We start from the raw sequence: 26,150 nt of genomic DNA, 5'->3' as shown, positions 1-26,150 counted from the left end.
CCGTCCGGGTCGCGGCGCGGCCGGTCCGGCTCACCCGGCCGCGAGCGCGGCCGCCAGCATCTCCTCGGCGATCAGGGTGAACTCCTTGCGCCCGGCCTCGGGCTGGCCCACGAAGGAGACCATCACCACGGCGTCGGCGGTGACGGCGGTGAGCACCTGCGCGGTGAGCTGGGGGCCGTCCGCGGAGGCCAGGGAGCGCTCCCACACCAGGGCGGACTGGGCCGGGGTGCCCTCGGACAGCGGCGCCTCGGAGACGGCGAGGCGGTAGTCCACGCTCGCGTCCCCGTCCTGCACCGTCATGGTCATCTCGCGGCAGTCGGCGAGCAGGGCGTTCACGGTCTGCAGGTGGCGCTCGACCTCCTGGCGTCCCGAGCCGGTGAGGCGGGCGACCTCCACGGTGCCGGTGCCCGTGAAGGTGTCCGCGCCGACGTCCACGCGGGTCGTATCTCCCTCGTCCAGGGAGATCGGGGAGAAGTCCAGTGCCGTCAGGGGCGCCTTGCACGCGGCGGGCTGCACGGTGGTGCGGTCCGCGTCGGAGCGGCGGGCGCGGGAGTCCTCCCGGGCGGCGTCGATCTCCTCGGGGGCGGCGGCGCGCTGGCGCACGAAGCCGAAGCCCACGGCGCGCTCGGCCGCGGCGGCGGCCATCCGCTCGTCCTGCCGGTCGCCCAGGCCGAGGCCCTCGGCGCCCTCCTCGGGGGCCGGGGCCGCGCCGCCGACGTCGCCGTGGAGGGCGTCCGCAGGGGCGGAGGGCTGCTCGGGTGCGGGCTCGTCCCCGGCCCCGCAGCCGGTCAGCGCCAGCATCCCGACGACGGCGGCCGCGGCCAGCGTGCGGGCGCGGCGCGGTCCTCGGGCCCGGCGGAGTCCTCGGGCGGGTGCGCGGTGCTCAGCGGCCATCTCGGGTCTCCTGGTCGGCGGGGTCGGGGGCGGAATCGGCGGGAGACGCCGCGGCGGGCGCGGGCTCGGCCGGGGCGGCGGGGGTGCCGTGCATGCGGGCGTACATCTCGTTCCAGCGGCGCAGCTCGGCATCGCCGTCGCGGTCCGCCCGGCGGTCCAGCCGCTCGGCGTTGCGGCGGTCGGTGCGGTACCAGAGCACGGCCACCATGACGGCCATGACCACGGTGGGGAACTCGCCGATCCCCCACATGACCGCGCCGCCGATGTGCTGGTCCTCGAGGGCGCTGGGGCCCCAGTTCCGGCCCATGTTGCCGAACCAGGACGCCTGGATCAGGCCGGTGGAGCCGGTCATGGCGACGCCGATGAACGCGTGGAAGACCATGGTGGCCAGCAGCAGCACGAGCCGCAGCGGGTACGCGGGCCGGCTGGGCAGCGGGTCGGAGCCGACCATGACCAGGGCGAAGAGGAAGCCCGTGAGCAGGAAGTGCACGTTCATGAACTCGTGACCCACGTGGGTCTCGAGGGAGAACCGGAAGAAGTCGGTGTAGTAGAACACCAGGATCGAGCCGGCGAAGTTCACGCCCGCCACGATCGGGTTCGTGATGAACCGCCCCCACGGGGAGTGCACGATCCACAGGATCCACTCGCGCGGGCCCCGGCTGCCGTCCGTGCGGGAGGGCAGGGCGCGCAGCGCCAGGGTGATGGGGGCGCCGAGCACGAGGAACAGCGGGCTGATCATGGTCAGCGTCATGTGGCCCATCATGTGGGAGCTGAACAGGACGCGGCCGTAGACCGCCGGGGAGCCGGAGGTGGCCCACAGCAGCACGGCCAGGCCGACCATCCAGGACAGGGTGCGCAGCACGGGCCAGCGGTCCCCGCGGCGGTGCAGGCGCCACACGGAGCGCAGGTACCACAGGGCCAGGAACGCGATGATCGCGACCCACAGCCAGTCCAGCCGCCACTCGGTGATCCAGCGCGCGCCGGTCAGCTCGGGGGGCAGCTCGTAGCCGGTGAGGATGCGGGCGGGGGTGGCGTCCGGGGCCAGCTCCTCCGGCACGGGCGGGGCGGTGCGGGACAGCACGGCGGACAGGCCCATGACGGCGGCCATCACCACGGCCTCGACCGCGATCAGCTGCCACAGCAGGCGACGCGCGGGGGCGGGGCTGGGACGGTCCGGGCCGGCGTCGAGCCGCGGGATCACCCAGCGGCGGTGCATCAGGCCCACGAGGCCCAGGCCGAGAGTGGCCAGGAACTTGATCACCACGAGGATGCCGTAGGGGCTGGTGAGCTGGGCGGGGTCGTCCATGCGGATGGACGCGTTGACCACGCCGGACAGCGCCACGGTCACGAGGCCGAGCCCGGCCAGGACCGAGTACCGGGACAGCGCGGTGTGCAGCAGGGGCGTCGAGCCCTGCTCGCGCGGGGCGCGGGCCCGGCCCTGCGCGCCGTCCGGGCCCACGAGGGTGTCCGAGATGGCCACGAGCACGAGCAGCCCGCCCACCCACACGACGACGCCGAGCAGGTGCAGCCCGATCGAGTTCACGGCGCCGTAGTGGTCGTCGCCGCCCGCGGCGTGGCCGATCAGGGCCAGCGGCACGAGGCCGATCATCGCGAGGATGCCGGTCCAGAACAGCCCGTTGTGGGAGCGCACGGCGATCACGAGCGTGGTCACCACGGCGGCGATCACGGTCACCCAGAACCATGCCTGGCCGACCGAGATCCCGGCCACGTACGCCACGAGCCCGGCCGTGAAGCCCTCCGCCGCGGTGACGGGGATGCCGGCCAGGTCCGAGTAGGACAGGATCCCCACGGCCAGGGCGGCCACCGTCCACACGCCGGCGCTCACCGCGGCCACCCGCAGCGTCCGGGTGAAGGCGGGGTGCTCGGGCAGCGGGCCCTCCTGCGCGTCCGCGCGGCGCTGCGCGGCGGAGCGATGCCAGCGCTCCGTGCCCGCCGCGTGCGGGGGCAGGATGCCGGCGGCGAAGATGATCGCCGCGATGGCCATGGTCATGGCCAGGTTGGAGACCAGCTCCCCCGCGGGCACGCCCCAGCGGGTGATCCAGCCGGGGTCGGAGAGCTCCCGCACGGCCGTGATGCCCGTCAGCCAGGCGGCGACGGCGAGGGCGCCGGCACCCGCGGCGGCCACGAGCACCCAGATCCATCGGGGCACCCCGGGCCGGCCGGACGCGCCCGGGCGGGCGGCGTCGTCGGGTGAGGCGGGGCGGCTGCCCCGGGCGGGGGCGGTGACGGAGGGCATGGGGTCCATCCTCTCAAAGGGGGCGGACGCCCGACGACGGCGGGGCGGGTCCCGCCGTCGTCGTGCGTCCGGGTCTGCGGCCGGGTCTGCGGCCGGGTGCGCGGCCGGGGCGTGCCGGGGGCGGCTCAGGCGAACAGGACGTCGCCCACGAAGCCGCCCTCGGCGCAGCCCGGCGGGATCGCGAAGACCGCCGAGCCCACGGGCACGGTCCACAGGTTCAGGTGGTCGGACTCGGCGAGCCGCTCCTGCACCGGGACGAACTGCCGGTCCACGTCCGCCTGGTAGGCGGCGAAGATCAGCCCCGCGCCGGACTCGATGGCCCCGCGCGGGTCGTCGTAGTTGTACCCGCGGCGCAGCATCCCGTACTCCGGCACGTCCATCCGGGCGCGCCGCAGGTGGGAGATGTCCGGGATCACGGGGAACCCGGCGGGGCCGAGCGCCGCGAAGTCCGGCTCGTCGTGCTCCTGCTCGCCGGTGAGCGGCGCCCCGGTGCCCAGGGTCCGGCCGATCACCCGCTCCTTGCCGGGGCGGTCCAGCTCGTCCCACGTGTCCAGGAGCATCTCGATGCGCCGGACCACCAGGGACGTGCCGTCCTGGATCCACGGGGTGATCCCCACCTGCTCGGCCCCGACGCCCCACACCACGCGGTCCAGGTGCGGGGTCTGCGCGGCCGGGTTCGCGGTGCCGTCCACCTGCCCGAAGAGGTTGCGCATGGTGGTGCCGGTGGGGTGGGCGCCTCGGGAGGCCCGGAAGCCCTCCTGCGCCCAGCGCTCCGCGGTGAACGGGCGCGCCGCCTTGATGAGCATGCGCCGCGCGTGCGCCACGGACATGCGGTCGTCGCCGCAGATCTGCAGGAGCAGGTCCCCGTCGCCGAACGCGGGGTCCAGGCGGTCGACCTGCGGGAAGGCGGGCAGGGGCCGCAGCCAGGCCGGGGCCCGGTCCGGGGCGACGCGCGCCAGGAGCTCGGGGCCGAAGCCGAACGTCACCGTGAGCCGGGCGGGGGCCGCCGCGAGCTCGGGCTCGGTGTCCGCGATCGTGGCCCGGCCCTGGGTGAGGCGTGCGGCGTCGTCGGTGAGCAGGCGCAGCATCCGCTCGATCCCCAGCCGGTCCGTGTCCGGGAGCAGGTCGAAGGCGAGGAACACCGCGTGGGCCTGGGCCGGGGTGTCGACGCCGGCCTGGCGGGGCCCGTGGAACGGCACGGTGTCCGTGCCCACGGGCGAGCTGACGGCCACCCGGGCGGACTGGCCGCCGGGCTCGGCCCAGCCGGCCCGGCCGACCTCGCCCTCGATGCCGGTGTCGCCCATGACCTCGGAGGGCGAGGCCCCCGCCCCGGCCGCCCCCGACGCGGCGGGCGCGTCCGGGGCGGCCGAGGCGTGACCGGCGCCGTAGCCGAGCGCGGTGCCCAGCAGGCCGCCGCCCACCGCGCCCGCCCCGAAGAGCAGGCCGCGGCGGGAGGGCCCGGCCGGGCGGGCGTCCTCCGCGCGGGGGGACGCCGGGCGGGCGTCCTCCCCGCGGGGGTCGTCCGGGTGCTCGGCGGGGTCAGTGGTCGGCATGCTCGTCCGACTCCTCCGCCCCGCCGCCGTGGTAGGACTCGTTGGCGCCGGCGAACGGGCGGGCCACGGAGACGACCTCCATGGTGGAGCCGTCCTCCAGCTCGAGCTCGTAGGCGACCTCCTCGCCGGGCTCGATCGGCTCGGTCAGGCCCATCAGCATCACGTGGGCGCCGCCGGGGGCCAGCTCGAAGGACGCGCCGGCGGGCACCGTGAAGCCGTCCGGGGACTGCTGCATCACCATCTGGCCGTCCTCGTCGGCGACCATCACGTGCAGCTCGGCCTTCGCGCCCACCTCGGCGCTCACGCCGACCACGTGCAGGTCCTCGTCGGAGGAGTTCTCCAGGAGGCCGAAGGAGCCGGTCATGCCGTCCTCGGTGGCCTTGGTCCACGGGTCGGAGACGGTCAGGGGCGCGCCCTTCCCCTCGGCGGGGGCGGACGATGACGCGGCGGCCGGGGTGGTCGTCGCGGCGGCCGGGGCGCTCGAGGACGACGACGCGGCGTCGTCCGCGCCGCCGGCGCAGGCGGTCAGGCCGAGGGCGGCGGCGGCCACCACGGCGGCGGCGGACAGGCGGCGGGCGGAACGGGGGGTGGTCATGGCTGTTCGCTTCCTTCAGGAGTGCGGGGCGTGGCCGGGCTCCGGGGCGGAGCCTGCGGGCGCGCGAGGGAGGGCCTGGCCTCGTGGGGCCGGCCGGAGGGGTCTGGTCAGCGACCGTCGTCGAGGTGGCCGAGCGCGCGGGCCCGACGGCCCATGAGGATCAGCGCCGCCACGAGCACGAGCAGCCCGGCGACGCCGACGGCCCACACCCACGCGGGCAGCGCGCCCGCCTCGGCGGACTCGCCCGCCTCGGCGGAGCCCTGCTCGGCGGGGGCCTCGGACGCCTCCCCGGTCCCGGCGCCGGACCCGGCGGGGGCCGGGGTCGAGACGTCGGAGGCGGCGGGGGCCGCGGCCACGCCGCAGCCGTCCGGGGCGGTGCCCTCGGCGGGGGCGGCGGGGTCGTCCACGGCGAACCCGAAAGCGCGCTCCTCGGAGTGCCCGTCCGAATAGACCACCCGGTAGGCGACGCGGTAGTCGCCGTTGGGCAGCCCCTCGCACAGCGGCGCGGAGAAGCCGGGACCGTCCACGGTCCCGGGCTCGGCCTGCCACTGGTTGCCGGCCGCGTCCCTCACCTGGAGCAGGTTCTGGATGCCTTCGCCGTCGATCAGGTCGCCGCTGAAGGTCAGGGCGACCCGCTCGGGCGCGGTGCCGACGGTCTCGTCGACGCCCGGGGATGTGCGGACGAGCTCGTCGTGGGCGGCGGCGGGGGCGGCCCCGGCCAGGGCGAGCGCCGGGATCAGGGCCAGGCCGGCCGCCGTGCGGGCGGCGCGGCCGGCTCCCCGGCGCGGGCGTGCGGTCTCGTGGGGGTGATGCATGGTGTCCTCACCGGTCCGCTCGGGTCCGCGGCGGACGCCGCGGGCGGACCGTGCCGAAGGGTCGTCGGGCGCGGTCGGGCCTCGAGGACGCCGGGGGCCGGCGTCGTCAGGCCGCGAGGGCGAAGGGCGGTCCGCGCCGCCCGGGGGTGCCCAGCAGGACGAGGGACTCCGTCGGCCGCGGCGCCGGCAGCGCCGGGACGCGCGCGGGGGACGGAAGCGGGAGCGGACCGGCGGAGGCGGCGCGCGGGAGCACGGCCTGGAGCACGCGCTCGGCGACGGCGAGCACGAGGGCCTCGCCGCGGCGCAGCACCAGCACGGTGAGCACCGCCGCGGCCGCGTGGGCGGCGAGCATCAGCGGGTCGGCGGCGTGGACGTGTCCGGCGGCCGGCCCGGCGCTCACGGAGACGAGGGGTCCCGCCGCGGCGGCCGCGTGGTGGAGGTGGGCCGGGTCGACACCGGCGGCGGGGGTCACGGCGTGGCCACCGGCGGCGATCCCGTAGAGCACGTGGAACAGTCCCTGGGCGACGCCGACCGCGGCGGCGGTGCGCCACAGCGAGAGCGCGCGGCCGGCGAGCGCGGTGCACACCGGGGCGGCGAGCACGGCGGCGAACGCGGCGACGCGGACGTCCGGCAGGCCGACGCCGGGCACGGCGGCGGCGTGGAAGAGGGCGGCCAGCACGGTCATGGCCAGGGCGCCGGCCACGCCCCGGGCGAGGCGGGCGGGGCCGCGGACCACGCGGCCCGGAGCCGGATGGGGGCGCCCGGAGGCGTGCGGGGCGGCGTCGACGGCGCTGCGCATGCCTCGGCTCCTCTCGCACGGGCCCGGTCGGCGACGACCGGCTGGGGACCCTGCCATCCTACGCCGGGTCCGGGACCGCCCCGGAGACGACGACGGGCGCCCCACCCTGCGGTGGGACGCCCGTGGTGCGGCGACGCGGGACGGGCCGCAAGGCCCGCTCCGCGGCCGGGATCACTCGGAGGCGGCGGCCTTGAGCTTGGAGCCGGCGGTCACCTTCACGGAGTAGCCCGCGGGGATGGTGATCTCCTCACCGGTGCGCGGGTTGCGACCGGTGCGCTCCTTGCGCTCGGTGCGCTCCACGGCCATCCAGCCGGGGATCGAGACCTTCTCGCCCTTCTTCACCTGGGCGGTGAACACCTCGAAGAGGGCGTCCAGCACATCGCTGACGGCGGCCTGGGTGTTGCCGGAGCGCTCGGCGACGGCGGCGACGAGTTCCTTGCGGTTCATGGCCATGGGTCCTCCCTATGGGACGTCGGTTTCACGGGTCCCGGACCGTTCGGACCGGGTTGCCAGTTGCGAACGTACCACCTCGAGGCCCCGGAAGCGCCCCCTGATCGGCGTGAATCCGCCCTTTTCTCCGGTTTTCTCCCCGCCGGAGCGCCCGCGGCGCCCCCGGAGCGGGCGGGCGGCGAGCACGATCCGGGCCCCGGACACGACGACGGCGGCCGCACCCTCCGTGAGGAGGGTGCGGCCGCCGTCGGGGTGGGACCCTGCCCCGCCGACGCGCGTCAGCGGGGAGCGGGGGTCACCAGGAGGACTTGGTCACGCCGGGCAGCTCGCCACGGTGCGCCATGTCGCGGAAGCGCACGCGGGAGATGCCGAAGCGCTGGAAGGTGCCGCGCGGACGGCCGTCGATGGCGTCGCGGTTGCGCACGCGCACCGGGGAGGCGTCGCGGGGCAGCTTCTGCAGGCCCAGGCGAGCGGCCTCGCGGGCCTCGTCCGAGGCGTTCGGGTCCACGAGGGTCTTGCGCAGCTCGAGACGCTTCTCGGCGTAGCGGGCGACGATGGCCTTGCGCTGCTCGTTCTTGGCGATCTTGGACTTCTTGGCCATCTCAGCGCTCCTCTCGGAAGTCGACGTGCTTGCGGACCACCGGGTCGTACTTCTTCAGGGTGATGCGGTCCGGGTTGTTGCGGCGGTTCTTGCGGGTCACGTAGGTGTACCCGGTGCCGGCGGTGGACTTCAGCTTGATGATCGGACGAACGTCCTTGTCCTTGGCCATGTCAGAGCTTCACTCCCTTCGCGATCAGGTCCGCCACGACGGCGTCGATCCCGCGCACGTCGATGGTCTTGATGCCCTTGGCGGACAGCGTCAGGGTGACGTTGCGGCGCAGGGAGGGGACCCAGTAGGTCTTCTTCTGGATGTTCGGGTCGAACCGGCGCTTGGTGCGACGGTGCGAGTGGGAGATGCTGTGGCCGAATCCCGGCCCAGCCCCGGTTACCTGGCAGTGAGCTGCCATGATCACTCCTCGTGGCAAGTAGTAGTAAAAGGACGGGCGGAACCCGCATGGCGGCGCTGCGCGGACGAGTCCGCGCAGGGCCTGTTGTGAGCCCCGCCCCGGGTGTGGACACCGCACTCTTACTGCGACTTCTCGAAAAGGTGGACCAGGCTGGGTGAGAGCCAACCGAAGTGCCTTATGGGATCGCTGGTGTGGACGGTGAGCCCCGGTCCGCTGTGACGGCGTTCCGGGATCCGGTCTGCGGGAGCGCGTTGCTTTTCCGACCCTCCGTCCGTCCGGTCACCTGACCGGGGAACAGCGAGAACAACGCGGCGTGCGCCGTCCTACCCTACGCGATGCGAGGGCGCGGGATCAACTCGCCGGCCGGCCCTCGGAATCCGCCTCGGACTCCCCCGTGGCCCCGGTCACGGCCCCGGCGTCGGCCCCGGCGGCGCCCGCCCGCCGGGACCCGTCCGGGTCCATGGCGTCGAACAGCCAGTGGTCCTCGCGCAGCCCGGCCAGCAGCCGCATCGACAGCCGCGTGACCTCGGCGAGGTCCTCCTCCGCCATGTGGTCCACGAAGACGCGGCAGACCATCCGGTCGTAGGCGGGGACGGCGGCCTCCATGCGACGCCGGCCCTCGGGGGTCAGGCTGACGAGGGTGACGCGCGCGTCCTCGGCCGAGGGGCGCCGCTCCACCCAGCCGCGCTCCTCGATGCGCCGCACCACGTGGGACAGGCGGGAGAGGGAAGAGTCCACGAGCTGCGCCGCGCGGCTCATGGGCATCGTGCCCTCGGCTTCGCGGCTGGCCTCCTCCGCGCCCAGCACGTAGAGGAGGTGGAACTCGAAGGGGGTCAGGCCCGCGTCCCGGTGCAGGTCGGACTCCATCTGGGACACGAGGCCGAGGCACGCCGCCGAGAGGGCGGCCCACGCGTTGCGCTGCTCGTTCGTCAGCAGGCTGCGCCGGTACGGATCCTCCAGCGCGGGGAAGGCCTCGGGCTCCGGCGCGGTGTCGGGCTCGGGTCGGTGGTCGGCGGAGGTCATGGGGTGATCGTGCCAGGTCAGCACCGGGACGGCGACTCAACGGGACCGGACCGGGACCCCGGCGTGTTGCGGGCCCCGGTCCGGTCCGCGTCAGGACTCGATGCGGGCCAGCCGCTGTCCGCGGGCCACGCCCGCCCCGGGCGCCAGTGCCTCCCGCCGCAGGACGCCCGCCGCCGGGGCCGTCACGGGCGTCTCCGTCTTCATCGCCTCCAGGACGGCCACGGTCTGCCCGGCCGTCCACGTCCACGGTGAGCTCGACGCGGGCATCCTCCGGGGCCGCCGCGGCCCGGAACGTCCACCGGGCACGGGGACGGCGCCCCGCCCCGGGATGCGGGGCGGGACGCCGTGGCCGGGGCGGGTCAGGCCTGGCCGTGGGGCACGACGACGGCGCGGCCGGAGATCTTGCCGTCCTGCAGGTCGCGGTAGGCCTGCAGGGCGCCGTCCATCGCGTAGGTGGTGTAGAGCGGCTCGACCTTGCCGTCCCGGTAGAGGCCGGCGAGCTCGTGCAGCTCCTCGACGGTGCCCCAGTAGGTGGTCACCAGCTCCGCCTCGTACGGCGTGGAGAGGAAGGACCAGTCGATCGTGGAGCCGTTGCCGATGCCCACGATGGTCACGCGGGACTGCACGGCGGCCGAGTCCAGGGCGGCGCGGGCGGTGGCGGCGATGCCCACGAAGTCGAAGGCGGCGTCCACGCCGCGGCCGCCGGTGATCTCGCGGATGCGGGCCACCTGGTCCTCACCGGAGGGCACGGTCACCGCGCCGTACTTCTCCGCCTCCGCCATGGCCTCGGGCTTCATGTCCGTGGCGATCACGGTGGCGCCGGTCAGGGCCTTGAGGATCTGCACGGCCATCAGGCCCAGGCCGCCCAGGCCCACCACGAGCGCGTAGGCGCCGGCGCGGTTCAGGCGCGGCAGGGCCAGCTTGATCGCGTGGTACGGGGTGAGGCCGGCGTCGGCGAGGGCCGAGGCGGGGACGGGGTCGGCGTCGCCCAGGGGGACGAGGTTGCGGGCCGGCACGGTCACGTACTCGGCCATGCCGCCGTCGCGGCCCAGGCCGATGCCGGCGTAGTCCATCTCGGCCACGTTCTGGCAGTAGGTGTCCTGGCCGCGCGAGCAGGCCGGGCAGTGGCCGCAGCCCACTGGGCCGTAGACGAGCTGCGCGGAGCCGACCTCGAAGCCGGTGACGCCCTCGCCGAGCTCCTCCACCCAGCCGGACGTCTCGTGGCCCAGCGTGTACTCCGGGTCCACGAGCGGGTTCATGCCGGGCTCGAACTCGTCGTAGACGGCGACGTCCGAGTGGCAGGCGCCGGCGCCGGCCACCTTGAGCAGCACCTCGCCGGGGCCGGGGGCGGGACGCTCGATCTCCTTGAGCTCCGGGAACGTCTTGTAGGCGGTGAAACGGACGGCCTTCATGGTGGTCATGGATGCTCCTCCTGACGCGTCACGGCCCGGATCGGCCGGGCCCCTCGGGGATGCGGACGCGCCTCCATCCTTCTCCCGTCCGGGGGACGTCGTCAGGCCCCTGGAGGCGGCGGGTTCCAGACGGCGGCAGGAGGCTCGGTGCTCAGCGCTCAGTGCTCCCGCAGCATCGCGATGAGTTCGTCCTTGCGCTTGTCCGAGTACCCGGTGAGGTCCAACTCCTTGGCGCGGTCCTCGAGCTCGTCCACGGTCCACTCCTCGTAGGACTCGGACTCGCCGCCGCGCTCCGCGACCTCCTCGCGCCCGTCGCGGGCGGCCGCATTGGAGATGCGCGCGGCCTTCTCCTTCGAGGCGCCGTCTCGGCGGAGCGCCTCGTACATCTCGGGGTCCTTGATCTGCGGGGTGTCGGACTCGGACTTCTTCTGCGTGGCCATGCCTCCACCCTGCGCCCTCCTCGCGGTGGGCGGGAAGGCACCGCCACTCCAGCCGTCAGCCCAGCTGCGGCCCCTCCGCCAGCCGGATCGGGCCCCGCGCCGCGGCCGGGTTCACGCGCTCGCCCCTCTGCCGCACCTCCACGGCGCCGGCCGCGTGCAGCTCCGCGGCCACGGCGCGGGCCTCGTCCATGAGGTCGCGCCACGCCTCTCCCCCGGCCACGCGCGCGGCGTCGGAGGGGCAGATGGTCTTCCCCTCATCCCGCTGGCGCAGCAGCGTCCGCATCGCGGCGGCCAGCCGCTCGCGTGTGCCCTCCGGGGTGGGCTCCCACCACGGGTCGCCGCGCTCCCCCAGCGCGACCTTCGCGTCCTGGACGCGGGGGCGCGCCGTCGTCGGGTCCGTGCGGACGAGTCGACGCGCGGCCATGAGCCCCTTCACGAGCTCGCCCGCGAGCGCCGCCGGGATGTGCGGGTCCTGGGCGCGCCACTTCCGGCCGTCCACGACGATGTGGTGGCCGTCGGGCGTGGTCTCGGGTCTCGTACGCTCCGGCTCGCTCATGCGGCCATCCTGCCCGCTCAGGCCACCGTCGTCCCGAGCCAGGCGCCCACCGCGAACGTGAGGGCCAGGGCGAGCGCGCCGCCGATCACCACGCGCACCATGGCCGGCAGGACCCGGGCGCCGCCGAGCCACGCGCCCATGCCGCCGGTCACCGCGAGCGCGAGCAGCGTGGTGACGAAGGTCAGCGCCACCCGGATGTCCACGGGCGCGAGGATGATCGTCAGGAACGGCAGCAGCGCGCCGAGGAGGAACGCCACGAACGAGGCGCCGGCCGCCGACCACGGGCTGACGACGCCGGTCTCGTCCATCCCCAGCTCGGCCCGCAGGTGGGCCTTGAGCGCGTCCTTCTCGGTGAGCTCGCGGGCCACGGTCTCCGCGGTGGCGCGGCTCAGGCCCTCAGCCTCGTACAGGCCGACGAGCTCCTCGAGCTCGCCCTCCGGGTCCTCGGCCAGCTCGCGGCGCTCCTTGGCGATCAGCGCCTTCTGCGAGTCCGAGGACGAGGACACGGACACGTACTCCCCCAGCGCCATGGACACGGCGCCGCCCACGACGGCGGCCACGCCGGCGATCGCGACCGGGGCGACCGCCGTCGTCGCTCCCGCCACGCCCACCACGGTGGCGGCGACGGAGACGATGCCGTCGTTCGCGCCGAGCACGCCGGCGCGCAGCCAGTTCAGGCGCTCGTGCAGCCCGCCGCCGGCGTGCGGCTCGGGGCCGGCGTGGCCGGAGGAGGCGGCGACGTCGTCACGGACGGTGGGCTCGGAGGGGGCGGTGGACTCGTTCATGGGGACCAGGATGCTCCGGTCGGGGCCCGCCCGCCACGAAGGGCAGGCGAGCCTCAATCGCCGGGTGCGCGCCGTCGTCGTCCCCCAGCGCTGTCGTGCGGGAAGCCGGGCCCGGAAGGCTCCCGTTTCCCGAACGAAAGTGCCCGTGAAGGCTCCCGTTTCCCGAACGAAAGCGGGGGCGGGTCAGTGCAGCGGGGTGTGCGCCGGGTCGACCTCTTCGCCCTCGCGCACGGGCCCGGGTGCGGTGCCGCCGCCCCACGGGTCGCCGCCGAACGCCTCACGCCCGTGCTCGCTCATCCAGCTCGCCAGCTCCGGGCCGGCGGGCACGATGCCCGCCGGGTTGATGTCCTCGTGCACCACGTAGTAGTGCTCCTTGATCTGGGCGAAGTCGATCGTGTCCCCGAAGCCCGGGGTCTGGAACAGGTCCCGCGCGTAGCCCCACAGCGCCGGCATCTCGGTCAGCCTGTTCCGGTTGCACTTGAAGTGCCCGTGGTACACGGGGTCGAACCGCACCAGCGTGGTGAACAGCCGCACGTCGGCCTCGGTGATCCGCTCCCCCATCAGGAAGCGGCGCGTCGTCAGTCGCTCCTCGAGCCAGTCCATCGCGGCCCACAGCCGCTCGTACGCGGCGTCGTACGCCTCCTGCGAGCCCGCGAAGCCGCACCGGTACACGCCGTTGTTCACCTCGGTGAACACGCGCTTGATCACCTCGAACATCTCGTCCCGCTCCGGCCCGGCGTCGGGGATCAGCTGCGGGGCGCCGTCGCGGTGGAACGCGGTCCACTCCGTCGAGAGGTCGAGGGTGATCTGCGGGTAGTCGTTGGTCACGACGCCGCCCGTCGGCACGTCCACGATCGCCGGCACCGTGATGCCCCGCGGGTAGTCGGGGAACCGCGTGAAGTAGTTCTCCTGGAGCCGCTCGGTGCCGAGCACGGGGTCCTTCCCGCCCTCGTCGAGGTCGAAGGTCCAGGATCGCTCGTCGTGGGTCGGCCCCGGGGTGCCCAGCGAGATCGCGTCCTCCAGGCCGAGCAGGCGCCGCACGATGATCGTCCGGTTCGCCCACGGGCACGCCCTCGCCGCCACGAGGCGGTAGCGGCCCGCCTCGACGGGCCACGCCTCGGCCCCCTCGGTGAGCCCGCCGCCCACGCGGCCGACCGTGGACGGCTCGGCCACGGGCAGGGCCCGCACGGCCTCCGGGTCTGCCACGATCCGGTCGGTGATGTAGTTCGTGTCGCGCGTGAACTCGGCGCCCGACTGCACGTAGTTGCCCTTGAGCCCCTCGCGGGTGTCGATGGTGCCGCGGTCCGCGGCCTGGCCGGTCTGCTGGTTCTCCATACACTCGAGCCTATGACGACGACCCCCGCCACGCCTGGCCTCACGCCCGCCCCGCTGGTGCGCTGCGTGACCGCCCAGAACCCCTCCCCGATGACCCTCGCGGGCACCAACACGTACGTGGTCGCCGCACCGGACTCAGATGCGGCCGTCGTGGTGGACCCGGGCCCGGAGGACGACGCCGCCGCCCACCTCGAGCGCGTCCGTGCGGCGGCCGAGGGGCGCCGGATCGCGCTCATCCTGGTGACGCACCGGCACGCCGACCACACCGGCGGGGTGGACGCGTTCCACACAGCCACGGGCGCCCCCGTGCGCGCCGCGGACCCGGACTGGTGCCGCGGCGGGGCCGCCGTCCTGACGCGGGACGAGCGGATCGACGTCGCCGGCACCCTGGTGCTGGCGTGGCACACCCCGGGCCACACCTCGGACTCCTACTCGTTCGCCGTCCCGGACGCGGGCGCGCACGGCGCGGTCATCACGGGCGACACCATCCTCGGCTCGGGCACCACCATGCTCGACCACCCGGACGGCACGCTCACCGACTACCTGGCCAGCCTGCGTCGCCTCGAGGCGGCGGGCCCGCTCACGGTGCTGCCCGCGCACGGGCCCGTGCCGGAGCCGCTGGACGTCGTCGCCCGCGACTACCGGCACCACCGCGAGGGCCGGCTGGCGCAGGTCAGCGCGGCGCTCGCCGAGCTGGGCGAGGACGAGGCCGCGACCGTCACCCCCGAGCATCTGGCCCCGCGGATCTACCCCGGGCTCGAGGGCACCGTGGCGCGCGTGGCCGTCCAGACGGTGGCCGCGCACCTGCGCCACCTGCGCGAGGGCTGAGCGGTCCCGCGGCGCCGTCGGCCCTCCCCCGGGGCGGCCCGCCGCCACTACGCTGGGGCCACACCCTGCAGTCTCGACTCCTCACCTCGACCCCCGCGGAGGCACCCCATGACCATCCTCGTCGGCTACGCCCCCTCGACGTCCGCGGACGCCGCCCTGGACACCGCCCTGGACATCGCCCGCTCCACCGGCGAGCGCGTGGTGGTGGTCAACGCGGGCCCGGGCGGGGAGCACCGCACCAAGTCCCTCGTCACCGAGGAGCAGCAGCGCGGCGTGCAGGCCCGCCTCGACGCCTCGGGCGTGGACGCGGAGTTCCGCCAGTACGCGCGCGGGCGCTCCACCGTGCAGGAGATGAAGGACGTGGCCGCGGAGCTGGACCCGTCCATCGTGGTGATCGGCGTGCGCCGCCGCGGCGGCTTCGGCCGGTTCGTGATGGGCTCCGTCTCGGACGAGCTGCTCCAGGAGATCGACCAGCCGGTGCTGTGCGTCAAGGAATACACGCAGTACGGGGACCGCACCCCGGAGGCCGTCAGCCACGTGGCCGAGACCGACCCCGCGACCCGCGGCCTGCCCGCCTCCGAGCCGATGGTCGAGCAGCGTCGACTCACGCCCGTCGATCCCGGGGACCCGACGCTGGAGCGCTGAGCGCTCCCGCCGGGCCTCAGTCCTCGTCGTCCTGACGGCGGCGCGTGACAGCGTCGTCGAGGAGGCCGTCCGCGTGGGAGCCGGCGCCGCTGCGCCGCCCGGCCTCGTCTGCCGTCGCAGCCTCCGCCGCCTGTTTGGCCTGCTGGGCGCGCCGCTCGGCGAACGCCTCCTCGCCCGGGCCGGCGAGCTCGCGGTTGCGCTGCACCGCGGTGATCGAGCCGGTGTAGAGGCCGGCGTGGTCGTCCACGCGGGTCAGCGGCGTGGTCACCGTGTCCGGGCGGGGCTCCCCGCCCTCGACGCGCGGCAGCTCCGCGGTGCGCGGGCGCGGCTCGCGGGCCGCCACCCCGGAGCCGTCCGGGCCCGGCTCGCCTGTCGGGTCGGCACCGCGGGCCCCCGCGTCGGAGCCCTCGGAGGCGGGGGCCGCGTCGTCGTGGGCGGGGAGCCGCTCCGCCACGCGCTGCACCACGATGGCCTCGGGGTGCTCGCTGCGCAGGAACGTCACGAGGTCCTCGCGGACGAGGCAGCGCAGGTCCCACAGGTCGCCGGAGTTGCGGGCCGAGACCACGGCGCGGATGCGCACGGTGCCGCCGATCGCGTCCGTGACCTGCATGGAGGACTCGCGGCCGTCCCAGAGGTCGGTGGAGTCCAGCAGCTGGGTGAGGCGCTCGCGCAGCGCCGGCATGGGCACGCGCCAGTCCACGTCCAGCTCCACGACGCCGGAGACCTCCGTGCCCACGCGCGTCCAGTTCTCGAACGGCTGGGTGGTGAAGTGGGAGGACGGGTAGACCATGCGCCGCCCGTCCCAGAGCTTGAGGACCACGTTGGACAGGGTGATCTCCTCCACCGTGCCGAACACGCCCTCCATGTCCACCACGTCCCCCACGCGGATCGCGTCCGTGAAGGCCAGCTGGAAGCCGGCGAACACGTTGGTGAGCGTGGACTGCACGGCGAGGCCGGCGATCACGGAGATCACGCCCGCGGAGGCCAGCAGGCCGGCGCCGAGCGAGCGCACCTCCGGCACGCCCAGCAGCACGACGGCGATCGCCACCACCACGATCACCGCGTTGAGGATGCGGCGGATCAGGATGGTCTGCGTGCGGATGCGGCGCTCGCGGCGGTGCTCCACGCCGGTCTCCTGGTAGCGGCCGAGGATGCCCTCCTCGATGACCCCGACCAGCCGCCACGCGGCCCACGCGCCGGCGGCGGCCACGGCGATCAGCAGCAGGAACGACGCCGGCCGGTACCAGGTCTGCTCCTCCGCCATCACGCCCAGCCAGATGCGCGCGGCCAGGAAGCCGGCAGCCACCGCCGCGGGCGCGCTGAGCCGGGCCGCGCCGTGCTGGAACGCGGGGCGGCGGCGCAGCACGCCGCGGGCCAGCTGCAGCGCCGCGTAGACGAGCGTGGCGCCGACGGCGAAGGCGACGAGCACGGTCAGCAGGGTGCCCCACTCCACGCCGAGGGCGGCGGTGGTGGCGGCCGCCCCGTCCTGGACGTTGCCCTCCACGCCGGCGGGCACGTTCTCCCCGGCGAACAGGCGTGCCAGGGAGCCGAGCACGGGCGGGGACGCGGGACCGGAGAGCGCGGCGAGGAGCATGACGACAGTCTGACACCGGTGACCGGACGCCCGCCGGGGAAGAGCACAATGGAGGCTGACCGTCCGCGCGGTCCGGGGCCGGCCGCCGCCGTTGTGGTCCCGCGCCGCCGGCCCCCGACGCCCGCCCCCCGACCTCCCTGGAGGATCCCGTGCTCTCCGTCACCGACCTGCGTCAGATCGACACCGCCGCCGCGGACCTGTCCCGCATCATCCCCCGCGCGGACGTGGACGTGGCCTCCACCGTGCCGGTGGTGGCGCCGATCCTCGAGCAGGTCCGCACCGGGGGCGAGGCCGCGCTGCTGGAGCTGGCCGAGCGCTTCGACGGCGTCCGCCCGCCCGCCCTGCGCGTGCCCGCCGAGGCGCTGGCCGCCGCCCTCGAGGGCCTGGACGCGGACGTGCGCGCGGCCCTGGAGGAGTCGATCCGGCGCGCCCGGCTCGTGCACGCCGCGCAGCTGCCGCAGGACAGCACGGTGGAGCTCGGCGAGGGCGCCTCGGTGCAGAACCACTGGATCCCCGTGGACCGCGTGGGCCTGTACGTGCCCGGCGGCCGCGCCGTGTACCCGTCCTCCGTGGTGATGAACGTGGTGCCGGCCCAGGCGGCCGGCGTCGGCTCGCTCGCGGTGACCTCCCCGCCGCAGGCCGACCACGGCGGCCTGCCGCACCCCACCGTGCTCGCCGCGTGCGCCCTGCTGGGCGTGGACGAGGTCTACGCGGCCGGCGGCGCGCAGGCCGTGGCGATGCTCGCCCACGGCGTCCGGGACGAACGCGGCGGGTGGCTCTGCGCCCCCGTGGACATGGTGACGGGGCCCGGCAACGTGTACGTGGCCGCCGCGAAGCGCGCCCTGCAGGGGATCATCGGCGTGGACGCGGAGGCCGGGCCCTCCGAGATCGCCGTGATCGCGGACGGCACCGCCCGCGCCGACTGGGTGGCCGCGGACCTGATCAGCCAGTCCGAGCACGACCCGCTGGCCGCCTCCGTGCTCATCACGGACTCCGAGGACCTCGTGCGGGACGTGCTCGCGGCGATCGAGGCGCAGGTGCCCGGCTCCCTCCACGAGGAGCAGATCCGCGTGGCCCTCACCGGGCCGCAGTCCGGCGTGCTGCTGGTGCGCGACCTCGACCAGGCCGTGGAGGTCTCGGACCGCTACGCCACCGAGCACCTGGAGATCCAGACCCGCGACCCTGAGGCCGTCGCGGCGCGGATCCGCAACGCCGGCGCCGTGTTCGTGGGCCCGCACGCCCCCGTGCCGCTCGGCGACTACTCCGCCGGCTCCAACCACGTGCTGCCCACCTCCGGCACCGCCCGCCACTCCTCCGGCCTGAGCACCGTGACGTTCCTGCGCCTGCAGCAGCGCATCCGGTACACCGAGACCGGGCTCAAGGAGCTCGCCGAGGGCATCAGCGTGCTCGCCGAGGACGAGCGCCTGCCCGCCCACGGGGTGGCGGTGCGGACCCGGTTCGCGTGAGCGGGTCGGTTCGCGTGAGCGGGTCGGTTCGCGTGAGCGGGTCGGTTCGCGTGAGCGGCCCGGCGGTGACCACCACGACGACGGCGGCCCGGCCCGGGGGCGCGGCGTGAGCGGCGCCGTCCGGGTGGACGCGTGGCTGTGGGCCGTGCGCGTGTACAAGACCCGTTCGGCGGCCACCGCCGCCGTGCGCGGCGGGCACGTGCGCGTCAACGACGAGCCGGTCAAGGCCGCCCACACCCTCGCCGTGGGCGACCGCGTTCGGGTGCGCAAGGACCAGCGCGAGCGGATCCTCGAGGTCACCGGGCTGATCGGCAAGCGGGTCGGCGCGCCCGTGGCCGTGAAGAACTACATCGACCACTCCCCGCCGCCGATCCCGCGCGAGCTGCTGGCGGTGCCCCACCGCGAGCGCGGCGCGGGCCGGCCCACCAAGCGGGACCGCCGCAAGCTGGACGAACTGCGCGGCCGCGCGTCGGACGAGCGGGGCTGAGCGGGCGGGGCTGGGCAAGGGCGAGGGTGTCAGCCCTCGGACCGGTACACCACCATGCGGAACGGGCCGCCGTCGGGCACGACGCCGGTCAGCGTCAGCGGCCCATCCGCCTCGCGGGCGGGCAGCCCCGCGGACCAGTGGCCGCAGCCCGGGGACTCCGCCATCACGTCGCTGAAGTCCTCGCCCGGCACCGTGGTCATCACGAGGCTGCGGCGGGACCCGTCCTGCTCCGCGCAGAGGAGCACCACCGTGTACTCCTCCCCGGCGCGGGCGTCCACGCGCAGCGACTGCGCCCCCACGGCCAGCCCCTCCCAGAGGATCGAGGCGCCGTCCGGGACGAGGGTCAGGGACGGGTCGAGCTCGGCGTAGGGGATGCCGTCCTCGTCCACGGCGCGGTTCAGGGCGGTCCGGGTGGCGGCGTCGTCCTGGGCCTGTGCGGCCGCCTCGTCCCCGGCGATCTCGGCGGCGGTGCCCGGCGTCGTCGGGGCGGCGGAGGTCGTCGGTGCGGCGGAGGACGTGCCCGCGGCGGAGGACGTCGTGCCCGCCGCCGAGGACGGCGCGGGCGACTGCGAGCCGACGCCCGCCGTCGTCGTGGAGGCACAGGCGGACAGTGCCAGGCCGAGCGCCGCGGCGACGGACAGGGCGACGGGGACGCGGGGGCGACGGCGGCGGTGCGGCATGGCTTCCCCTCTGCAGGATGACCGCGCGGGGTGCGCGGCGGATGCCCCAGTGTGACCCGGGCCACAGGGCGGGGCAACGCGTCGAGCGTGACGCCCTCGAATCGTTGCGCTCCCGTGACTCTGCACTGTGACGCCGGAAGACCGGCCCGCCGTCCCATCTGACGGACCACGTTGACCGGGCGGCGGGGACGGTCCTAGTGTGGGACGCAGAATCACGAGTTCCCGTCATCACGGCCCTGGCCGGCGGGACGGCAACCCTCTCACGCAGTAGTGGGGTGCTCCAGGTGATGATTCGGCCCCCGGGGACCTCCGGCGGGCAAGTACCGCGCCTCCGTGGATCGTGTCGATCCGCGTGACCGCCTCGCCGCGGAGCCGCGTTCGTCTTGCAGAGGACCGACGCCATGACCCGGACTCTCGATGACCGCACCCGCGTGTGGGACACCGACCTCTCCCACCACAACCTGCGCTCCGGCCTGTCCGCGTTCCCCACCGGGGTCGTGGCCGTGGCCGGCCTCGCCGAGGACCGTCGGGAGGTGATGGTCTCCTCCTCGTTCGGCGTGGGCATCTCCTGGGAGCCGGCCCTCGTGGCCTTCTCCGCGCAGAACACCTCCCGCACCTGGCCGCGCCTGCGGCAGGCCGCCTCGCTCGGCGTCTCGCTGCTCGCGGCGGACCAGACCCACCTGTGCCGGCAGCTCGCCTCCCGCGAGGGCGACCGGTTCGCCGGCCTGGACGTCCACGTCAGCCCGAACGAGGCCCTGCTCATCGAGGGCGCGGCGCTGTGGCTGGAGACTCGCCTGCACGCCGAGGTGCCGGCCGGGGACCACACCGTGGTGCTGCTCGAGGTGACCGGCTTCGCGGACCACACGGACGAGGTGGCGCCCGCCGCGCTGCACCGCAACCTGTTCCACGGCCTGCGCGCGCTCTGACTCCTCAGGCCCGTCGCGGGCGAACTCCGGGTGAACATTCCCCACGTGGTTCCGGCGGCGGCCGATCCGTGCGAGGATGGTGTCTGAAGTTGATCAAGCTGTATCCCGCCATCTTCACTGCTCGTCCTCCCGGCCCCGGCCGGTGCTGATGAGTGTTGGGCAAGCGGTTCAGTCTCGCCGCTTCACCCGCGTCCCATCCCGGGCCGCGGTCCAACACCGCCACCGCACTGCGGCGGCACATCGAAAGGACACCATCATGGCTGTCGGCACCGTCAAGTGGTTCAACGCTGAGAAGGGCTACGGCTTCATCGCCCCCGAGGACAACTCCGCGGACGTGTTCGTGCACTTCTCCGCCATCCAGGGCTCGGGCTTCAAGGAGCTCCAGGAGAACGACCGCGTCGAGTTCGAGACCCAGGACGGCCCCAAGGGCCTCCAGGCCGCGAACGTGACGAAGATCTGATCTTCGCCCACCAGGCTTGACGTCCCCCGGGGACGTCCCGACGCCCCCGGTCCACACGGACCGGGGGCGTCGTCGTGTCCGGGGGGTGGGCGTGTGCGCTGGTCGTCGTGTCCGGCGGCGGGCGGCGCCGTCGTGCCGAGGTCAGCGACGGCGGCGCGCGGCCGCCGTCCGCTCCAGCCCGGAGGCGGCGAGCACGGCGCACGCGAATCACACGGCCGCGGCCGGACCGAGCGGGGCGGCCAGCAGGCCGGCCGTCGCGGGCAGCACCACCTGCCCCGCCCGGTTGCCCATCAGCCGGACGGCCAGGGCGCTGGAGCGCCAGCCCGCCGGCACGGCCTGCGTCACCAGGGACATGGTCAGCGGCTGCCCCAGCCCCAGGGTGAACCCGCCCGCCGCCATCGCGACGACGGCCACCCACCCCCACGTCGGCTCGGCCAGCCCCAGCGGGGCCACGCCGATCGCCGCCGCGGAGAACAGCAGGGCCGTGCGCACCAGCCCCTCGCGGCTCCAGCGGCGCCGCAGCCACGGCAGCAGCGCCCGCGAGAGCAGCGAGCCCGCCCCGCGCACGGCCAGCAGGACGCCCACATGGGCGGGGCTCACGCCGTAGTGCTCCCCCACCACCGGCAGGAACGCCGTGAGGATGTCCACCATGGCCAGCAGCGCCACCGAGGCGAGCAGCTGCGGGGCCACGCCCGGCACCCGCAGGATGCGCGCGAGGCTCGGCCGCCCCCCGTGCCGCCCCGCCGCCGGTTCCGGCGTGGTCGCCTCCCCCGGGGATGCGGCGGCGTCCGCCGTCTCGCCTCCACGCGGGGCAGAGGCGTCGGCGCCCTCGGCGGCATCACCCGAACGGGAGTCCGGCTCGACCGTCCCGTCCCGCTCCCCCGGCCGGGGCCGCGCGCCCGGGACGAGGAGCACGGGGAGCATGCCGGCGGCGGCGATCCCGGCGGACACCCAGAGGGCGAGCGCGGTGGCCTCCACGGTGGCGCCGTCGGCCAGCATCGGCCCGGCGAGCAGGGGCCCGGCCATCTGCCCCACGGAGAAGGCGGCCGTGAACCAGCCGAAGCCGGCGTCGAGAAGCCCGGGGCCCGCGCGTCGGGCGATCGCGGCCTGCCCCGCGATGGTGAAGGCGAGGTGGCCCACGCCGAGCACGGCGGAGGCGGCGTACACGGCCGCCGCCGACGTCGCGAGGGCCAGGCCGGCCCCGCCCGCGCCCATCGTGAGGGCGCCGGCCGCCACGAGCGGCACCGCGGAGGGCAGCCGGTCCGTGGCCCGGCCCATCCACAGGGCGCCGAGCAGCGGGAGCAGGGCGTAGGCCGCCGTCGCCCAGCCCACGGCGGCCTCGGGGGCGTCGAGTGCCAGCAGGCGGTAGCTGGTGACGGGGCGGGCGAGGTTGAGGGCGGTCTGGGTCAGCGCGGCCCCGGCCACGAGGGCCCAGAGCCACGCCAGGGACGCGCGGTCCCCTTCCGGTCCGCGCCCACGCGACCCGCGCCCGCCCACGCCGTTGCCCCTCACGCCGTCTCGGCGCGCAGATCCGCCGCGCGACGGCCCACGTGGCGGCGCAGCAGCAGCACCACGAGGAACGCGAGGACATACCCGAGGCCCACCGCGCCGAAGCCGGCCCGGTAGTCGCCGGTGAAGTCGCGCAGCACGCCCATGACCAGCGGCCCCAGGGCGAACCCGGCGTACATGCCCATCGCGTTGGCGCCGCTGGCGCGGCCGAGGCTCTCGGCCGGCACCTCGCTCATCAGGCCGGCGTTGGTGACCACGTTCGCGCCCAGCACGGTCAGCCCGTGCACGGCCGCCCCCACCCACAGCAGGGCGGGCAGGTGGGCGAGGTCGGCGGCGAGCAGCACCACGACGCCGGCCAGGGCGCCCAGGCAGATCGCGGCCAGCAGGGCGGTGGGGCGCGCGCCCGCGGCCATGCGGCGGCTCCACCAGATGCGCGAGAACACGCCGATCACGCCGGACACGGCCGCCGCCGCGCCGCCGGCCACGAGCGTGAGGTCCAGGGACTCCACCGCGAACAACGGCAGGTACATGTTGGTGGCCTGCATGCCCAGGCCGGTGAGGAACGCGATGGCCGCGAAGAACCAGACCGAGGCCGGCAGCGCCGTGGTGCCCCGCCGACGTCGTCCGTCCCGGCGGCGCGCGCGGGCCGCGGCCGGCCCGGTGTCCGGAGCCGACGCGCGGTCGGCGTCGGGTGCCGAGGCGCGCTCGGCGTCCGGGTCCGCGGTGGGTGCCGCGCCGGGCAGCGGCGGGGCCGCCCACAGGGCGAAGCCCCACAGCACGCACGCGAGCACGGCCACGACCAGCGCCGCCCCCGTCCAGCCGAGGGCGAGGGAGGCGGCCGGGAAGAACAGGCCGCCGAAGAGTTGCGCGGCCTGCACGCCAGACTGCTTCACGCCGATCCACCCGATCCGCCGCTCGGGCGGGACCACGGTGCGGATGATCCGGTTGGTGGTGGGGTTGGAGATCGCCTGGGTGACGCCCGCGACGGCGGCCGCCGCGTAGAGCACGGGCAGGGACGGGGCGGACGCGCCCATCACGAGGGCCACGGCGGTGCCGCCGAAGATGATGCTCATCTGGGCGCGGGAGGAGAGCCGGTCGGCGGCCCGGCCCAGGCCGAGGGAGGTGACCGCGGCCGCCGCGAACACCGCGGTCATCACGGTGCCCAGCTGGCCGGAGGTCACCCCGAGCCGTTCGATGATCACCGTGGAGGACGCGGAGATCCCGTAGTTGAACAGGGGCCCGGCGCCCATGGCGGCCAGCAGCACCCACAGCAGCGCCGTGGAGGGGCCGGAGCGCGCGGCGGCGGGGGCGGAGGAGGCCGGGGTCACGGACCCAGGCTAGACCCGGCCGACGCGGCGGCGGTCCGGGCGTCGCCCGGGGGGGCGAGGTGCGCCGACGTCGGGTGATGGGCGGGGCGTCAACCGGGGGGCGAGGTGCGCCGACGTCGGGTGAGGGGTGGACCGCCCCACGACGACGCTGGGCGCACTACTGCCGAGTACCTTGCGGTCTACCTGGCAGTAGTGCGCCCAGCGCACCATCGGTCGGCGTCCGAGGACGACGACGGCCGGCCCGGATCAGCCGACGCGGCCCTCCCCGCGGGGCTCGGCGTCCACGCGGCCGGTGGTCCCGCGCTGCGTGACCTCCTCGCCGTCCTGACGCTCCGGGTCCTCGCCGGCGTGCGGGGACAGACCGTCGTTGCCGTCCGTGTCCACGCGCTGGGTGACGCCGGCCTGCTCACGGGCCGGGTCGTGGGAGCGGGTGCTGCGCGAGTACAGGGTCTCGCCCTCGGCGAGCGTGCTCACGCGCGGCAGCGGCGAGGTGGTGGCGGGCACGGTGTCCCGGGAGTCGCCGACGGCCACGCGGGAGCCGGCGCCCGAGGCCGGGGAGCCCTGGACCGGGGCGCCCTGCTCCTCGCGGCCCGGGATGAGCAGCTCGGAGCGCCACTCGGGGTCGCGCTCGGTGAGGTAGTCCACGCGGGCGTGCTCGCCGAAGTGGTCGCCGTCCGCCTCCTCCCAGTCCATGGCCCAGCCGGCCGGCGGGTCGTTGAGCAGCTCGTCCGTGCGCAGCCAGTGGTAGATGGACGCGTAGGAGCGGGTGGCCAGGTGGTCCACGCGGCGGCGGAGCATGCGCGTGTTCAGCTGGGACGGGTGGGTGACGCCCATGGAGGCCATGATCTGCACGGCCTCGCGCACGGTCAGGCGGTGGTAGTTGAACACGCGGTTCGACTTGTCCGTCACGTCCAGGGCGCGCATGAGGCGCGGGTCCTGGGTCGCGACGCCCACGGGGCACTCGTTGGTGTGGCACTTCTGCGCCTGGATGCAGCCGGTGGCCATCATCATGGCGCGGGCGGACATGGTGAAGTCCGCGCCCTGGATGAGGCGCTTGACGATGTCCGAGCCGGTGGCCACCTTGCCGGCGGCGCCGAGCTTGATCATGTGGCGCAGGCCGGTGCCCACGAGGGCATTGTGCACGAGCATCAGGCCCTCGGTCAGCGGGGTGCCCACGCGGTCCGAGTACTCCAGCGGGGCGGCGCCGGTGCCGCCCTCGGAGCCGTCCACGATGATGAAGTCCGGGGCGATCCGCTCCTCCCAGATGGCTTTGCACATGGCCAGCACGTCCACGCGGGAGCCCACGCAGAACTTGATGCCCACCGGCTTGCCGTCGGAGAGCTCGCGCAGGTGCCCGATGAACCGGACCATCTCGCGGGGGGTGCGGAACGCGGAGTGGGAGGCCGGGGACAGGCAGTCCTGGTCCATGGGGATCTCGCGGGCCTCGGCGATCTCCGCGGTGATCTTCTCCTTGGGCAGCATGCCGCCCAGGCCGGGCTTGGCGCCCTGGGACATCTTGATGGTGATGCCCTTGACCTCGGGGAGCGCCGCCTTGGCCGCGAACTTCTCCGCGCTGAACGTGCCGTCGTCGCTCCGGCAGCCGAAGTAGCCGGAGCCGATCTCCCAGAACAGGTCCGCGCCGTTGCCGCGGTGGTACTTGGTGAGGCCGCCCTCGCCGGTCTCGTGGATGAACCCGCCCAGGCCGGCGCCCTTGTTCATGGCCTGCACGGCGTTGGCCGAGAGCGAGCCGAAGGACATCGAGGAGATGTTCATCAGGGAGATGTCCACGGGCTGGCGGCAGTCGGGCCCGCCGATGCGCACGGTGGGGGCCTCGGCCGGGGCGTTCACGGGGGCGGACGAGTGCAGCAGGAACTCGTAGCCGATCTCCGAGGTGTCCCGCTCGGTGCCGAACGCCTTGTGGCTGTCCAGGCCCTTGGAGCGGGCGTACACGAGCGAGCGGGTGTCCCGGTCGAAGGGCTTGCCGTCGAAGTTGCGCTCGATGAAGTACTGCTGGATCTCCGGGCGGATCGACTCCAGCAGGTACCGCATGTGCCCGAGCACGGGGAAGTTGCGCAGGATCGCGTGGCGCTTCTGGGTCATGTCGCGGACGGCCAGGATCAGCAGCCCGACGACGATCGCGGCGAGCACCCACCAGGCGCCGTTGCCGATGGCGGCGACCAGGACGACCACGAGCGCGCCGAGGGAGAGGGTCGCGACGATCAGGAGTCTGTTGTTCACCCGACCATGGTGCCCTATATCACTCGATCCGGCATCCCCGGGAGACTGTGTCGCAGTGCGGACAGCC

28 protein-coding genes and 1 riboswitch are annotated in these 26,150 nt (G+C 75.1%); of the genes, 6 read left to right on the top strand and 22 right to left on the bottom strand.

Annotated features, from left to right (window positions below):
* Positions 1-30 precede the first annotated feature (30 nt).
* The 17 genes from HDA33_RS12360 to HDA33_RS12280 all read right to left on the bottom strand — a co-directional run bounded on the left by HDA33_RS12360 (position 31) and on the right by HDA33_RS12280 (position 13,922).
* The gene (locus HDA33_RS12360) at positions 31-894 is read right to left on the bottom strand and encodes a hypothetical protein (protein WP_184173612.1); all 864 of its coding nucleotides are present in this window, start codon (positions 892-894) and stop codon (positions 31-33) included.
* Positions 884-3,151, bottom strand: a complete 2,268-nt coding sequence (locus tag HDA33_RS12355; RefSeq protein WP_184173610.1) for a bifunctional copper resistance protein CopD/cytochrome c oxidase assembly protein — start codon at positions 3,149-3,151, stop codon at positions 884-886. Before HDA33_RS12355 ends, HDA33_RS12360 begins: the two co-directional genes overlap by 11 nt.
* Before the next feature lie 125 nt (positions 3,152-3,276).
* The gene (locus tag HDA33_RS12350; RefSeq protein WP_184173608.1) at positions 3,277-4,704 is read right to left on the bottom strand and encodes a Dyp-type peroxidase; all 1,428 of its coding nucleotides are present in this window, start codon (positions 4,702-4,704) and stop codon (positions 3,277-3,279) included.
* Complete coding sequence (locus tag HDA33_RS12345; RefSeq protein WP_184173606.1) at positions 4,691-5,299, bottom strand: copper chaperone PCu(A)C; 609 nt, start codon at positions 5,297-5,299, stop codon at positions 4,691-4,693. Before HDA33_RS12345 ends, HDA33_RS12350 begins: the two co-directional genes overlap by 14 nt.
* Positions 5,300-5,406: 107 nt before the next feature.
* Positions 5,407-6,114 (bottom strand): copper resistance CopC family protein, encoded by a 708-nt coding sequence (locus HDA33_RS12340; RefSeq protein WP_184173604.1) that lies wholly within the window; start codon positions 6,112-6,114, stop codon positions 5,407-5,409.
* Positions 6,115-6,220: 106 nt separating this feature from the next.
* Positions 6,221-6,913, bottom strand: coding sequence for a hypothetical protein (locus HDA33_RS12335; protein WP_184173602.1), 693 nt, complete (start codon positions 6,911-6,913; stop codon positions 6,221-6,223).
* Between the two features lie 171 nt (positions 6,914-7,084).
* Positions 7,085-7,366: an HU family DNA-binding protein gene (locus tag HDA33_RS12330; protein ID WP_017488898.1), complete on the bottom strand. Its 282-nt coding sequence runs from the start codon at positions 7,364-7,366 to the stop codon at positions 7,085-7,087.
* A 292-nt stretch (positions 7,367-7,658) separates the two neighbouring features.
* Entirely contained in the window at positions 7,659-7,964 is a 306-nt protein-coding gene (gene rpsN / locus HDA33_RS12325) for a 30S ribosomal protein S14 (RefSeq protein ID WP_002858338.1), read from the bottom strand.
* Between the two features lies 1 nt (position 7,965).
* Entirely contained in the window at positions 7,966-8,133 is a 168-nt protein-coding gene (rpmG, locus tag HDA33_RS12320; protein ID WP_017488899.1) for a 50S ribosomal protein L33, read from the bottom strand.
* Between the two features lies 1 nt (position 8,134).
* Positions 8,135-8,371, bottom strand: a complete 237-nt coding sequence (gene rpmB / locus HDA33_RS12315) for a 50S ribosomal protein L28 (RefSeq protein WP_002858335.1) — start codon at positions 8,369-8,371, stop codon at positions 8,135-8,137.
* A 351-nt stretch (positions 8,372-8,722) separates the two neighbouring features.
* Entirely contained in the window at positions 8,723-9,394 is a 672-nt protein-coding gene (locus HDA33_RS12310; RefSeq protein ID WP_184173600.1) for a MarR family winged helix-turn-helix transcriptional regulator, read from the bottom strand.
* A gap of 90 nt (positions 9,395-9,484) precedes the next feature.
* Positions 9,485-9,661: an acyl-CoA carboxylase biotin carboxyl carrier protein subunit gene (locus HDA33_RS12305; protein WP_184173598.1), complete on the bottom strand. Its 177-nt coding sequence runs from the start codon at positions 9,659-9,661 to the stop codon at positions 9,485-9,487.
* A 92-nt stretch (positions 9,662-9,753) separates the two neighbouring features.
* A complete protein-coding gene (locus HDA33_RS12300) occupies positions 9,754-10,806 on the bottom strand; it encodes an NAD(P)-dependent alcohol dehydrogenase (protein WP_184173978.1) in 1,053 nt (350 codons plus the stop codon).
* A gap of 158 nt (positions 10,807-10,964) precedes the next feature.
* On the bottom strand, positions 10,965-11,246 hold the full coding sequence (locus HDA33_RS12295; RefSeq protein WP_158494094.1) for a DUF7218 family protein: 282 nt from the start codon (positions 11,244-11,246) through the stop codon (positions 10,965-10,967).
* 55 nt (positions 11,247-11,301) lie between these two features.
* Complete coding sequence (locus HDA33_RS12290) at positions 11,302-11,802, bottom strand: DUF3253 domain-containing protein (RefSeq protein ID WP_184173596.1); 501 nt, start codon at positions 11,800-11,802, stop codon at positions 11,302-11,304.
* Between the two features lie 17 nt (positions 11,803-11,819).
* Positions 11,820-12,587 carry a VIT1/CCC1 transporter family protein gene (locus tag HDA33_RS12285; RefSeq protein ID WP_184173594.1) on the bottom strand — a complete coding sequence of 256 codons (768 nt, stop codon included), beginning with the start codon at positions 12,585-12,587 and terminating at the stop codon, positions 11,820-11,822.
* A gap of 183 nt (positions 12,588-12,770) precedes the next feature.
* A complete protein-coding gene (locus tag HDA33_RS12280; RefSeq protein ID WP_184173592.1) occupies positions 12,771-13,922 on the bottom strand; it encodes a glutathione S-transferase family protein in 1,152 nt (383 codons plus the stop codon).
* Between the two features lie 12 nt (positions 13,923-13,934).
* Here HDA33_RS12280 and HDA33_RS12275 point away from each other — a divergent pair, with 12 nt between their 5' ends.
* Positions 13,935-14,750, top strand: a complete 816-nt coding sequence (locus HDA33_RS12275) for an MBL fold metallo-hydrolase (protein WP_184173590.1) — start codon at positions 13,935-13,937, stop codon at positions 14,748-14,750.
* 108 nt (positions 14,751-14,858) lie between these two features.
* On the top strand, positions 14,859-15,395 hold the full coding sequence (locus HDA33_RS12270; RefSeq protein ID WP_184173588.1) for a universal stress protein: 537 nt from the start codon (positions 14,859-14,861) through the stop codon (positions 15,393-15,395).
* Between the two features lie 16 nt (positions 15,396-15,411).
* Here HDA33_RS12270 and HDA33_RS12265 read toward each other — a convergent pair whose 3' ends face one another.
* Entirely contained in the window at positions 15,412-16,989 is a 1,578-nt protein-coding gene (locus HDA33_RS12265; RefSeq protein WP_221433004.1) for a mechanosensitive ion channel family protein, read from the bottom strand.
* A 149-nt stretch (positions 16,990-17,138) separates the two neighbouring features.
* On the opposite strand from HDA33_RS12265, the gene hisD reads away from it, so the two are divergent.
* Positions 17,139-18,455: a histidinol dehydrogenase gene (gene hisD, locus HDA33_RS12260; protein WP_184173586.1), complete on the top strand. Its 1,317-nt coding sequence runs from the start codon at positions 17,139-17,141 to the stop codon at positions 18,453-18,455.
* 106 nt (positions 18,456-18,561) lie between these two features.
* Positions 18,562-18,942, top strand: a complete 381-nt coding sequence (locus HDA33_RS12255; RefSeq protein WP_184173584.1) for a S4 domain-containing protein — start codon at positions 18,562-18,564, stop codon at positions 18,940-18,942.
* A 29-nt stretch (positions 18,943-18,971) separates the two neighbouring features.
* Here HDA33_RS12255 and HDA33_RS12250 read toward each other — a convergent pair whose 3' ends face one another.
* A complete protein-coding gene (locus tag HDA33_RS12250; RefSeq protein ID WP_184173582.1) occupies positions 18,972-19,622 on the bottom strand; it encodes a hypothetical protein in 651 nt (216 codons plus the stop codon).
* 210 nt (positions 19,623-19,832) lie between these two features.
* Positions 19,833-19,951, top strand: a riboswitch (SAM riboswitch).
* Between the two features lie 72 nt (positions 19,952-20,023).
* On the opposite strand from HDA33_RS12250, the gene HDA33_RS12245 reads away from it, so the two are divergent.
* The gene (locus HDA33_RS12245) at positions 20,024-20,548 is read left to right on the top strand and encodes a flavin reductase family protein (protein ID WP_184173580.1); all 525 of its coding nucleotides are present in this window, start codon (positions 20,024-20,026) and stop codon (positions 20,546-20,548) included.
* 256 nt (positions 20,549-20,804) lie between these two features.
* On the top strand, positions 20,805-21,008 hold the full coding sequence (locus tag HDA33_RS12240; protein WP_017488271.1) for a cold-shock protein: 204 nt from the start codon (positions 20,805-20,807) through the stop codon (positions 21,006-21,008).
* Between the two features lie 207 nt (positions 21,009-21,215).
* Here the strand turns inward: HDA33_RS12240 and HDA33_RS12235 are convergent, their stop codons facing one another.
* From HDA33_RS12235 to HDA33_RS12225, 3 genes are all read right to left on the bottom strand, one after another.
* Positions 21,216-22,433, bottom strand: a complete 1,218-nt coding sequence (locus tag HDA33_RS12235; RefSeq protein WP_338104357.1) for an MFS transporter — start codon at positions 22,431-22,433, stop codon at positions 21,216-21,218.
* A gap of 83 nt (positions 22,434-22,516) precedes the next feature.
* The gene (locus HDA33_RS12230) at positions 22,517-23,845 is read right to left on the bottom strand and encodes an MFS transporter (RefSeq protein WP_184173578.1); all 1,329 of its coding nucleotides are present in this window, start codon (positions 23,843-23,845) and stop codon (positions 22,517-22,519) included.
* Positions 23,846-24,091: 246 nt separating this feature from the next.
* Positions 24,092-26,083: a glutamate synthase-related protein gene (locus HDA33_RS12225; protein ID WP_184173575.1), complete on the bottom strand. Its 1,992-nt coding sequence runs from the start codon at positions 26,081-26,083 to the stop codon at positions 24,092-24,094.
* Positions 26,084-26,150 lie beyond the last annotated feature (67 nt).

Origin of the sequence: Micrococcus endophyticus (assembly GCF_014205115.1) — a bacterium.
GTDB classification, from domain to species: domain Bacteria; phylum Actinomycetota; class Actinomycetes; order Actinomycetales; family Micrococcaceae; genus Micrococcus; species Micrococcus endophyticus.
The sequence above is the reverse complement of the archived record's forward strand: the minus strand, read 5'-3'. Positions and strand labels throughout refer to the sequence as shown.